This is a genomic window from Rhodococcus chondri (assembly GCF_036327435.1).
Taxonomy (GTDB): domain Bacteria; phylum Actinomycetota; class Actinomycetes; order Mycobacteriales; family Mycobacteriaceae; genus Rhodococcus; species Rhodococcus chondri.
On sequence record NZ_JAUZMZ010000152.1, the window covers coordinates 1 to 10,999 of the forward strand.

Annotated in this window: 14 protein-coding genes and 1 pseudogene; 8 read left to right on the forward strand and 7 right to left on the reverse strand. The window is 68.9% G+C overall.

From position 1 onward, the window contains the following. The 3 genes and pseudogenes from Q8814_RS20640 to menD all read right to left on the reverse strand — a co-directional run. Positions 1–113: pseudogene (locus Q8814_RS20640) on the reverse strand (alpha-mannosyltransferase); the annotation flags it as partial. A gap of 83 nt (positions 114–196) precedes the next feature. After that, on the reverse strand, positions 197–628 hold the full coding sequence (locus tag Q8814_RS20645; RefSeq protein WP_330153865.1) for a DUF3592 domain-containing protein: 432 nt from the start codon (positions 626–628) through the stop codon (positions 197–199). Then, positions 625–2,244: a 2-succinyl-5-enolpyruvyl-6-hydroxy-3-cyclohexene-1-carboxylic-acid synthase gene (menD, locus tag Q8814_RS20650; protein ID WP_330153866.1), complete on the reverse strand. Its 1,620-nt coding sequence runs from the start codon at positions 2,242–2,244 to the stop codon at positions 625–627. Before menD ends, Q8814_RS20645 begins: the two co-directional genes overlap by 4 nt. Positions 2,245–2,327: 83 nt before the next feature. On the opposite strand from menD, the gene Q8814_RS20655 reads away from it, so the two are divergent. Beyond that, positions 2,328–2,918, forward strand: a complete 591-nt coding sequence (locus Q8814_RS20655) for a flavin reductase family protein (protein ID WP_330153867.1) — start codon at positions 2,328–2,330, stop codon at positions 2,916–2,918. Positions 2,919–2,977: 59 nt separating this feature from the next. Beyond that, a complete protein-coding gene (locus Q8814_RS20660) occupies positions 2,978–3,853 on the forward strand; it encodes a siderophore-interacting protein (RefSeq protein WP_330153868.1) in 876 nt (291 codons plus the stop codon). A gap of 59 nt (positions 3,854–3,912) precedes the next feature. Here the strand turns inward: Q8814_RS20660 and Q8814_RS20665 are convergent, their stop codons facing one another. The 3 genes from Q8814_RS20665 to Q8814_RS20675 form a co-directional block, all read right to left on the reverse strand. After that, positions 3,913–4,353: a DUF6918 family protein gene (locus tag Q8814_RS20665; protein WP_330153876.1), complete on the reverse strand. Its 441-nt coding sequence runs from the start codon at positions 4,351–4,353 to the stop codon at positions 3,913–3,915. Positions 4,354–4,448: 95 nt separating this feature from the next. Continuing rightward, positions 4,449–5,432 carry an o-succinylbenzoate synthase gene (locus Q8814_RS20670; RefSeq protein WP_330153877.1) on the reverse strand — a complete coding sequence of 328 codons (984 nt, stop codon included), beginning with the start codon at positions 5,430–5,432 and terminating at the stop codon, positions 4,449–4,451. An 11-nt stretch (positions 5,433–5,443) separates the two neighbouring features. After that, positions 5,444–6,100, reverse strand: a complete 657-nt coding sequence (locus Q8814_RS20675; protein ID WP_330153869.1) for a PaaI family thioesterase — start codon at positions 6,098–6,100, stop codon at positions 5,444–5,446. 63 nt (positions 6,101–6,163) lie between these two features. On the opposite strand from Q8814_RS20675, the gene Q8814_RS20680 reads away from it, so the two are divergent. Continuing rightward, positions 6,164–7,057, forward strand: coding sequence for a 1,4-dihydroxy-2-naphthoyl-CoA synthase (locus Q8814_RS20680; protein ID WP_330153870.1), 894 nt, complete (start codon positions 6,164–6,166; stop codon positions 7,055–7,057). Positions 7,058–7,102: 45 nt separating this feature from the next. Here Q8814_RS20680 and Q8814_RS20685 read toward each other — a convergent pair whose 3' ends face one another. Next, positions 7,103–7,387, reverse strand: coding sequence for a DUF4193 domain-containing protein (locus Q8814_RS20685; protein ID WP_330153871.1), 285 nt, complete (start codon positions 7,385–7,387; stop codon positions 7,103–7,105). 154 nt (positions 7,388–7,541) lie between these two features. Between Q8814_RS20685 and Q8814_RS20690 the strand changes: the two genes are divergently transcribed. From Q8814_RS20690 to menE, 5 genes are all read left to right on the forward strand, one after another. Continuing rightward, positions 7,542–7,925, forward strand: a complete 384-nt coding sequence (locus Q8814_RS20690; RefSeq protein ID WP_330153872.1) for a VOC family protein — start codon at positions 7,542–7,544, stop codon at positions 7,923–7,925. Positions 7,926–8,110: 185 nt separating this feature from the next. Further along, on the forward strand, positions 8,111–9,313 hold the full coding sequence (locus Q8814_RS20695; RefSeq protein ID WP_330153873.1) for an inorganic phosphate transporter: 1,203 nt from the start codon (positions 8,111–8,113) through the stop codon (positions 9,311–9,313). Next, the gene (locus Q8814_RS20700) at positions 9,310–9,582 is read left to right on the forward strand and encodes a hypothetical protein (RefSeq protein ID WP_330153874.1); all 273 of its coding nucleotides are present in this window, start codon (positions 9,310–9,312) and stop codon (positions 9,580–9,582) included. The genes Q8814_RS20695 and Q8814_RS20700 overlap by 4 nt, the downstream gene beginning before the upstream one ends. A 94-nt stretch (positions 9,583–9,676) precedes the next feature. Then, the gene (locus Q8814_RS20705; RefSeq protein WP_330153875.1) at positions 9,677–9,976 is read left to right on the forward strand and encodes a DUF3349 domain-containing protein; all 300 of its coding nucleotides are present in this window, start codon (positions 9,677–9,679) and stop codon (positions 9,974–9,976) included. Then, the coding region (gene menE, locus Q8814_RS20710) for an o-succinylbenzoate--CoA ligase (protein WP_408015954.1) at positions 9,973–10,999 on the forward strand (1,027 nt) is incomplete at its 3' end. The genes Q8814_RS20705 and menE, both read left to right, overlap by 4 nt.

Here is a 10,999-nt window from a genome sequence, read left to right on the forward strand (position 1 = left end):
ACGACGAGGGCGTCGTGGCCGAGGCGTTCGAGGTGCTCGAGAACGCGGAGCACCGAGTTGGTGACGCCGTTGACGTTCGGGAGGAAGGATTCCGCGACGATGGCTACTCGCACCGGACCAGGGTCTCGGTCGTGCCGGACGGGCGGGTGCGTTCGCGGTGACGTGACGACGAAGAACCGGCAAACCTTTCGGTTTGTCAGGTCCTGTCGTCGCTGTCGGCGACCGGACGGCCGCTCCGGCGCAGGTACACGAGGACAGGTGTGGCGATCATCCAGGTCACCGCGATCACCGACCCGGTCGGTATCAGCGCCACCCGCGCATCCCGGCCGGTGACGCGCACGAGGTCCGGATCGCTGCGCGCGTATTCGATGGCGATGCGCTGACCCGTGGTCAGCCCGGTCGGGTAGAGAACACCCAGCTCGGGGTTGTGGGTCGTCCCGTCCGGGGTGACGAACCTGATCGCCGACCGCAGCGACCCCGCGGAGAGCACCTCGGCGGTCGCGGTGCCCGTGTCGGAGCCGATCTCCCGGTCGTTGCGCCACGCGCCGAGGAGCAGGACGACCGCGAGCGCGGAGATTCCGATCGCGAGAACGAGAACGACGCGCCGAGCGCGTTCGGTGACGGTCACAGCTGAGCTCGCACCGCCGCATGCAGCTCGCGCAGTCCCGCGCGGTCGGTCGTGACCTCGACGACGCGGACCCCTCCGGGCGGGAGCGACCGGTCGGCCAGCGCAGTCGCCAGACCCTCGAGGTCGACGCGGCTGTGGGAGACGCGGTAGGCAGCGCACAGCGCGGCGAGGTCCATGCCGTGCGGCGTGCCGAACACCCGCTCGAACACGCCCGCATACTGCGGATCACCCTGTTCGAGCAGTTCGAAGATGCCGCCGCCGTCGTCGTTGGCCACCACGATCGTCAGGTCGCGCGGACGCGGTTCCGGGGTGCCGATCAACAGTCCTGCGGCGTCGTGGAGGAACGTCAGGTCGCCGAGGAGGGCGATGGTGCGGCCCTGCTCGTACGCGAGGGCGGCGCCGACGGCGGTGGACACGGTTCCGTCGATCCCGGCGACACCGCGGTTGGACAGCACCTTCACCCCCGGTTTCGGATAGCTCACCAGGGCGGTGTCGCGCACGGGGTTCGAGGCGCCGAGCAAGAGCTGATCGCCTTCGCGCAGCGCGTCGGTCACGACCGCCGCCACGTGCAGCCCGGTGGCCTTCGGATGCAGGTCGAGTTGCGCCCGCACCGCCTTGTCGGTGTGCGCGGACAGCTGCCGGCACCGTTCGAGCCATGCGTCGTCCGCAGCTCCGGACACCACCGCGCGGGTTCCGGTCGCGAGCACGTTGCCCGACACGTCGGGCCAGCGCGGACCCGTGGTGAGGGCGTACACGGCGACCGAGGGATCGGCGAGCAACTTCGACACCGGCCGGTGCAGGGTGGGACGCCCGGTGATCAGCGCCTGGCGCGGTTTGAGGTGGGGCAGCGCCATCGGATGCAGGGGTATTCCGTGCTGGGGCGCGGTGGGTTCCGCGACCGTGGGCAGTCCCGCCAGTTCCTCCCGATACGCCGACCCGTGCCCGGAGATGACGACGGTGTCGGGCGTGATGTCGATTTCGAGGGGCACGTCGAGGGTCGCGTGTGCGGTGGTCGTCCACGCCGCGCCGTCGGGACGCCCCTGCGGCACCGGGCCTTTCGAGTCGAGGTCGGGGACGAGCGGTTCGCGGAGCGGGATGTCGAAGTGCACGGGACCGGCATTGCCGGAACGTGTTCCACGGGCCGCGGCGAGAACCCGGCTCACGGCCGAACGCCACTCACTGTTCTGCTCGATGCCCTCGGCGAGCCCGAGGCTGATCGTCGCCCGGACCTGGCTGCCGAACAACCCGAGTTGCTCGACGGTCTGGTTGGCTCCGGAGCCGAGCAGTTCGTACGGGCGGTTCGCACTGAGCACCACCAGGGGTACCCGCGCGTAGTTCGCTTCGAGGACGGCGGGGCCCAGATTCGCCACGGCGGTGCCCGAGGTCATGACGACCGGTACCGGGCGACCCGACGCGAGGGACAGCCCGATCGCCAGGAACCCGGCAGTCCGCTCGTCGATACGCATGTGGATGCGGAGACGACCGGCGTTGTCGGCGGCCTGCAACGCGAACGCGAGTGGCGCGTTGCGCGACCCGGGACACAGCACCACGTCGCGGACACCGCCCCGGACGAGCTCGTCGACGACTGCGGTGGCCTGGGCGGTGGACGGGTTCACGGCGTCCAGGGTAATGCGGTGCGGACGGGGATCGCCTTCTCCCCTGCGGCGCGCGCCCCTCCATACCCGGGGAGAATGGGCCGATGCGCACCGTCTTCGATCCGTCCGACCTGAGCGCGGGCCACTTCTACCGGCTGCTCACCGCCACCATCGTGCCGCGGCCCATCGCGTGGGTGTCCACGGTGTCGGCGGACGGCGTGCCCAACGTCGCGCCGTACAGCTTCTTCACCGTCGCCTCGACCGCGCCTCCGGTGGTGCAGTTCACGTCGGTGGGCCGCAAGGACAGTCTCCGCAACATCGAGCAGACAGGTGAGTTCGTGATCAACATCGCGACCGTGCCCCTGATGGAGCAGGTCAACGCCACCTCGGCCAACTTCCCGCACGACATCGACGAGTTCGCCACCGTGGGTCTGGTCCCCGAACGCAGCGAGAAGGTCCATCCCCCGCGGGTCGCCGAGTCGCCGGCATCGATCGAATGCACGCTGCACCGGGTGATCGAGGTGGGCGATTCGTTCGTGGTGATGGGCGACGTCGTCGCGGTCACGGTCCGACCCGAGGTGCTTGCCCCGGACGGCGCCCCGGACTTCGCGGCGCTCGCTCCCACCAGCCGCCTCGGACGTATCGAGTGGGGGTTGACGCCACAGACGCGGAATATCGAGCGCCCGACCATCTGAGCCGGCGCGCAACATAGGTTAGGGTCAGCTCAGTAAGGATGGACTATCGAAGGGTTGGCATGGCCGAGCGCGCCGGAACGGCGAGAAGAACCTCCAAGTTCCTCGAGCCCGAAAGTCGCGTGGTCGTCCGCTCGCGGGTGCTCGGAGCCGAGCAGATCAGCCCCAACTTCGTTCGCGTGACCGTCGGCGGCAGCCAGGTGTCGGCGCTCGCACCGGTGGGATTCGACCAGTGGTTCCGCATGTTCTTCGTCGAGAAGGGCTCCGGCACCGGGTCCGAGGCGCTGCACCTTCCCGTCGCATCCGACGACCGGTGGTGGCCGGAATACCGCGACATGCCCGACGACCTGCGGCCGATACTGCGCAACTACACGATCCGCCGCTACCGCGTCGCCGGGTCGGGCCGGTTCGGGGACACCGCCGAGATCGAGATCGACTTCGCGTCACACGGTGATCTCGGGCCCGCGTCCACATGGGCAAACGCGGTGTCGGCAGGCGAAGAGCTGGGGCTGCTGGACGAGGGGATCCGCTATCACCCCTCCGACGGCGCGCAGTGGCAGCTTCTCGTCGCCGACGAGAGCGCTCTTCCGGCCGTCGCGGCCATCCTCGATACGCTGGCCGAGACAGATCCACGGGCCGCGGTGGAGGTGTTCGCGGAGGTGCCGCATCCCGGCGATCTGACCGCGCAGCAGTTGTGGGTGGGCGAGAACGTCCGGGTACACCCGGTGATCCGCACCGACCCGGACGTACGTCCCGGAGTGCTCGCCACCGAGGCGGTGCGCGCGGCGGAGTTGCCCGACGCGCCGGCCTACGCCTTCGTGGCGGGAGAATCGGATCTCGCGACCGGAGTGCGGCGGCACCTCGTCCGCGAACGTGGCCGGCCGAAATCGTCGGTGAAGTTCACCGGATACTGGAAATACGGCGAGCCGGTCTACTGAGTCTCACCCGCCGCAGCGCCGTCGGGCACGACCCGAGGCACCGCGACGGCCGAAACAAACTATCCCGCGTGCTTCTGGATGAGCGCGCCCACCCGCGGCAGCGCCTCGACGACGTGCTTCTTCGCCGACGGACGCAGCGACTCGTACACCCTCTTGATCGCGGCTCGCGACGAGGCCGCAATCTTGTCGTCCGTCACTCCGAGCATCGCGTCGGCGACCTGGTCACCGCGTGCGACGAGGTAGTCACCGAAAGAACCGTTTCCGGCGAAATCCAGCCAGAACGGCTGGAGCTTCTCGACGAACTCGGGCAGGAGACCTTCGACCGCGCTCGGCACGATCGACGGGCCGATCTTCTTCACTGCGGCGTACCCGCCCTTGAGGGCGAGGCCCGACGCACCCTTCTTGTCCGACACCTCCGCGTCGATCAGAGCTTCGACGTCGGCCTTGACCGCCGGGAACTTGTCGGCGCCGAGGAGGGCATCGCCCAGAGCTGCAACCACTTTCACTGCCTCCGTATGTTTGACCATTGTGACCGTTGGGACCGGTGGGACGCCCGGAACGATATACGACACCGCCGCGCGAACCTACTTCGGAGTTACCCGAGCAGAGCACGGCACCGGCGTATCCGGTCGAGCCACCACCGGGCACGGGTGGAACCGGCACGCACAGCAGCCAGCTTCACCGGATCGGGCGCCACCGGACCGACGGGCAGCATGCCGCCGGTCATGGTCCTCGGCTCGGCCACATCGGCGGTGAAGAAGCCTCCCGTGCCGAGGCCACACGCGAACGGCAGGTCCGGCAGGGCCGCCGCGGCGGCGAGTCCGGCGCCCATGCCCACCGCGGAATCCAGGGCGCTCGACACCACCACCGGAACCCCGTGGTCGGCCAGCCGGTCGGCGAGGGCGAGCAGACGGCGTACCCCGCCGAGCGGGGCGACCTTGACCACCGCGACGTCGGCACCGCCGGCACGCACGACGCGCAACGGATCGTCCGCCCGGCGGATGCTCTCGTCGGCCGCGACACGCACTTCGGGGAGCCGCCGGCGGACCTCGACGAGTTCGGGCACGCTCGCACAGGGCTGTTCGGCGTATTCGAGGGGACCGTCGGCAGTGAGCGCGGTCAGCGCCGCCACCGCTTCCTCGACACTCCAGCCGCCGTTCGCGTCGACCCGCACGTTCGGCAGGTGCTCGCGCACCGCCCGGACCCGCGCGAGGTCCTGGGCGAGGCCCTGTCCCGGCTCGGCGACCTTCACCTTCGCTGTGCGCGCGCCCGGGAAGCGGGCCAGTACACCCGGCACGTCTCCGGGGCCGACGGCGGGGACGGTCGCATTGACGGCGACCGAGGAGCGGCGCGGCGGCGGGTCCCCGAACCATGCGGACTCGATCGCCGAGCGCAGCCACTGAGCTGCCTCGTCGTCGGCGTATTCGGGGAAAGGACCGAATTCACCCCAGCCGGCCGGCCCCTCGATCAGCACGACCTCTCGCTCGGTGATGCCGCGGAACCGCACGCGCATCGGCAACGAGACGACCACAGCACCGTCGAGGATCTCGTCGACGGACGGCAGTGCCAGGGACGGCAGAACCGGATCGGTCACGGCTGTCCGGGCAGCAACTGCACCATGAGCGCCTCACAGTCGGCGAGGACGTTCCCCTCGAGATCACACAGCTCCGCGGCGCAGAACGCCTTACGCCCGTCCACCCGGTCGACTCTGCCCTCGACGACCAACTCGGTTTCGATGGGTGTGATCTTGCGGTAGTTGACATGCAGGTACGCGGTACGGGCGATCGGGCGGCGGTTCGCGTGTATAACCATGCCGAACAGGTCGTCGAACAGCAACGGGAGGGTGCCGCCGTGCGCGGCGCCGTTGCCGCCCAGGTGGAACCGGCGGAACGTGCCTCGCGCACGCACGCTTTCGGCGTCGAACTTCTCGATCTTCCACGGCAGCATCAGCAGACTGCCCCGGCCCGGCAGTTCGGTGTCGAATCCGGCGGGTGACCTGCCCTCGGGGACCGTGTACTGCTCGAGGAAGTCGCCGAGCGCCTCGGCCTGCGCGGCGGCCTGGGCGACGACGTCGTCGGGAGCGTGGGTCGAGACGGCGAGATCCTGCAGGCGACGGAACGCTTCGACGAAACGACCGAAGTCCGGGCCGCCCTTGACCGGCTTGTACACCGGAAAGCCGCCGTGATGCTCGTAGTCCTCGTCGGGTTTACGGTCCTCGCCCGGTTTACGGTCGGTTTGCTCGCTCATGGTCCTGCACGTTATCGGCCCGTGGGGCCGAACGTGTCGCACCTCAGCGCATATGGTGTCGGCGTGACCTTCAATCCTGAGCTGTGGCGTCCCGTTCCCGGTTTCGAGAACCTCACCGACATCACCTATCACCGTCATGTCACGCAAGGCACCGTCCGTGTCGCGTTCGACCGTCCGGAGGTCCGCAACGCCTTCCGACCGCACACCGTCGACGAGCTGTACCGCACGCTCGACCACGCACGGATGACGTCGGATGTGGGTGCGGTCCTGCTCACCGGCAACGGTCCGAGCGCGAAGGACGGTGGCTGGGCGTTCTGCTCCGGCGGCGATCAGCGCATCCGCGGTCGCAGCGGATACCAGTATGCGAGCGGCGAAACCGCCGACACCGTCGACAAGGCCCGTGCCGGCCGGCTGCACATCCTCGAGGTCCAGCGCCTCATCCGGACCATGCCCAAGGTGGTGCTGTGCCTGGTCAACGGCTGGGCCGCCGGTGGCGGGCACAGCCTGCACGTGGTGTGCGACCTGACGCTGGCGTCCCGCGAGCACGCACGGTTCAAGCAGACCGACGCCGACGTCGGAAGTTTCGACGGCGGCTACGGCAGTGCCTATCTCGCGAAGATGACCGGTCAGAAGTTCGCACGCGAGATCTTCTTCCTCGGCGACACGTACACGGCCGAGGACATGCACCGGATGGGTGCGGTGAACAAGGTCGTCGACCATGCGGAACTCGAGGACGTGGCGCTGGAGTGGGCCGCGAAGATCAACGGCAAGTCGCCGCAGGCACAGCGGATGCTCAAGTACGCATTCAACCTGCAGGACGACGGGCTCGTCGGCCAGCAACTGTTTGCCGGCGAGGCGACCCGCCTGGCGTACATGACCGACGAGGCAGTCGAGGGCCGCGACAGTTTCCTCGAAAAGCGCGACCCGGATTGGTCGCCCTATCCGTGGTACTACTGACCGCCGGTCCTCCTGACCGCGTGCCGCCGGACACAGTAGCGACGGTCAGGCGCAGTCGCGGCAGTACGGGTCTTCCCCAGCCGCAGACACCTTCCGACTGTGGTGCTGCACCAGAAAACAGCGGGTGCAGGTGAACTCGTCCTCCTGCTTGGGCACGACCCGCACCGTCAGCTCTTCCCCGGACAGATCCGCACCCGGCAACTCCAGGGACTCGACGACCTCGGCTTCGTCGGAGTCGGCCCGCGCGGTCGGCTTCAGGTCGAGTTCGTCGAGGGCGCTGGTCGCCCCGGCCGGATCGGTCGTGCGGGGCGCGTCGTAGTCGGTCGGCATCGCGGGTCTCCTGGTTCGTGCGGGACAAGGGTTGGTATGTCCGGCCCCGACGCTGGGGCTGTTCGGCGCGCTCGCGCCTTGGGGGCATGATTGTCCCGAATCACAGTGCGTCAAACCTTCGGGAGGAAATGACGCCGATGGAGAGGCCGAGACGATGGAAATTCTGACCAGCCGCACGATCCTGCGGCCGCGGGACTACGCCGCCGCGCTGGAGTTCTACGGAAGCACCCTCGGGCTCGCGGTTGCCCGGGAGTATCCCGGCGGCACGGTGTTCTTCGCCGGACAAGGACTGATCGAGGTCGCCGCGCACGGTGCGCACAGCGACGAGCAGCAGCACTTCGCCGGCGCACTGTGGCTTCAGGTGCGAAACCTGCAGGATGCGCAGGCCGAGTTGGTGTCGGCCGGGATCCGCATCGTGCGTGAGGCACGGCAGGAACCGTGGGGACTGCTCGAGATGTGGATCGATGATCCCGACGGCATACCGATCGTCCTCGTCCAGATCCCCGACGATCACCCGCTCCGGCGCGACATCCGCTGATCGGACCCCGACCGCGCGGTCTGTTCCAGCGGTCGAACCGCACCGTAAACCTCCGGGCCACGTGACATTCGGCACACCGGGGAACCGGCTTCGCACCTTCGGCCACGTCAAGTGTTGTCCGTGCGCCGAAGTTCACTTGCACGTCGCTGTACATTCACCCCGCGGCTACCTCACAATCGACACTCGTGACCGCAGAGTTCGTCGTCCTCCTGGTGGTGGTCATCACTGCCCTCGCATTCGATTTCACGAACGGCTTCCACGACACCGGTAATGCCATGGCGACGTCCATCGCGACCGGTGCGCTGAAGCCCAAAGTCGCGGTCACGTTGTCCGCAATTCTCAACCTGGTCGGAGCGTTCCTGTCCGTCGAAGTCGCTGCGACCGTCGCGAAGGGCGTTGTCGACCTCGACACCGTCGGCGGCGAGGATCTACTGCTGATCGTGTTCGCCGGACTCGTCGGCGGCATCCTGTGGAACCTCGTCACCTGGCTGTTCGGGTTGCCGTCCAGTTCGTCGCATGCCCTGTTCGGCGGCCTGGTCGGCGCTGCCCTCGCCTCGATCGGAGTGCAGGGCGTCGTCTGGGACGGCGTGCTCGGCAAGGTGCTCCTGCCCGCGCTGCTCGCACCGGTCGTCGCCGCGCTCGTGTCGATGATCGGCACATGGTCGATGCAGCGCATCACCCGGCCGGTACCCGAAGAACGCCGCGACCGCGGCTTCCGGATGGGACAGATCGGTACCGCGTCGCTCCTCTCGCTCGCCCACGGCACCAACGACGCTCAGAAGACGATGGGCGTGATCTTCCTGGCGCTCGTCGCCCACGGATCCATCACCGCCGACACCGAGATGCCGTTCTGGGTCAAGTTCACGTGTGCCGTCGCGATTGCGCTGGGCACCTACCTGGGTGGGTGGCGCATCATCCGGACCCTCGGCAAGGGCCTGGTCGAAATCGCCCCGCCGCAGGGTCTCGCGGCGGAATCCTCGTCGGCCGCGATCATCCTCACCTCGAGCCACTTCGGTCTGCCGCTGTCGACGACCCACGTCGCGACCGGCTCGATCCTCGGCACCGGTCTGGGCACGAAGGGTGCCGAGGTGCGCTGGGGTATCGCCGGGCGCATGGCCGTGGCGTGGCTGGTGACGCTACCGTCCGCTGCGCTGGTCGGCGCCGTGTGCTGGGGCATCGCCCACCTCGTCGGTGGGCTCGCCGGTGTGCTTGTCGTCTTCGGCATCCTGTGCGCCCTGGCGCTGTTCATGTATCTGCGGTCGAAGAAGGAGCCGGTCGACGCGTCCAACGTGACCGCCGAGTGGGATGATTCTCTCGTTCCCGATTCGGTCGTTCCCGGTACGGACGAGACCGCCGCGGCCGTCGGCACGGTGGAGGGACGTCGATGACGCTGCTGACCAACACTCTCGATTCGCTGTGGCAGGTCGTGCTCGTCGGATTGTTGCTCGGCGCGGGACTGCCGGCACTGTTCGCCCTCGGGGTGCGGTCGCTCGCCTCGGGACGCGGTGTCGATTCCGCAACGGAGACCGGCCCCCGACCGCTGGGTATCGCGGGCGCGGTCGTGTGCTTCGGTATCGTCCTCATCGCCGTCGTAGCGGGGATACTGCTGTTGACGAAGGATTTCCTGTCCAGCAGTCTCGGCATACACGTGTTCTGACCGGTCCCGAAGGGAGCACAGCGTCCATGAATCCGCTCCACCCGATCGCCGACCTGTCTCCGCGTCCGGGATCCGACCGGCGCCGGAGGGTTTCGTGATCCTCCCACCGCTGCTCGCATCGATCGTCGAGTGGCTGCGTGCCGGCTACCCGGACGGCGTTCCCGAACAGGACTATGTGCCGCTGTTGGCGCTACTCACACGGCGGCTGTCGGAAGACGAGGTCGATCAGGTGGCCGACGCACTGGCAGAGGACGGCGATCTGCCCATCAGCAGGATCGACATCGCCGTCCTCATCACGAAGGTCACCAACGACATGCCGCTCGAACGCGACATCGACAGAGTCCGACGGCACCTCGAATCCGGTGGCTGGCCGACCGCCGAGCCCGAGCGGTGAGCGCCCGGCCGGTGCGCGACATCCTCGAAGTTCTGCCGGTCCCCACCGGCGACCGTGTTCCGCTGGTAGTTCCTGCACTGCAACGCATGCTGGACGGGGACGGGCCGCCGCTGCTGCCCATCCCCGCGGACGACCCCCGCGAGATCCGGCGCCTCGGCGACGCCCTGCATCCCGGTGAGCCGATCGACCCCGGCGTGGGTCTCGTCGTCGCCACGTCGGGCACGACCGGAACGCCCAAGGGCGCCCAGCTGAGTCCCGCGGCGTTGCGCGCCAGCGGCGATGCCACCCACGAGCGGCTCGGCGGGCCGGGGTCGTGGCTGCTGGTCCTGCCCGCACATCACATCGCCGGATTGCAGGTGCTGCTGCGCGGCGTCCTCTCCGGAACCGAACCCACCGTCGTCGATGTGTCCGGCGGCTTCGACCCGACGCAGCTTTCCGCGGCGGTCGCCTCGATGCCCGGTCCTCGCCGCTACACCTCGATGGTGCCGACCCAGCTGATCAAGACGCTCGACCATCCCGAGGCACTCGCAGCGCTCGCCGACCTCGACGCCGTGCTGCTCGGCGGTGCCGCCGCCCCCGCTCCGGTGCTGCGACGCGCCCGGGACGCCGGGGTGAATGTGGTCCGCACATACGGGATGAGCGAGACCTGCGGCGGCTGCGTGTACGACGGTGTCCCCCTGAGCGGGGCGGCCGTGCGGATCGACGACCGGTCGCGGGTGTGGCTCGGCGGAACCATGCTCGCCTCCGGGTACCGGGGTCTACCGGATCACCCCGCCTTCGCCGAGCCCGGATGGTTTCGCACCGACGATGCCGGGCTGTCCGACCACGGAGTGCTGCGCATCCTCGGTCGGCTCGACGAAGCGATCTCGACCGGCGGGCTCACCGTCGTCCCGCAGGTGGTGGAAGCCGTCCTGATCGAGCATCCCGCCGTCCGCGAGGTCGCGGTGATCGGTGTACCCGACGAGCGGCTCGGACAGCGGGTCGCCGCGGTGGTGGTACCGGCCACCGCGCTCGCCCCCAACC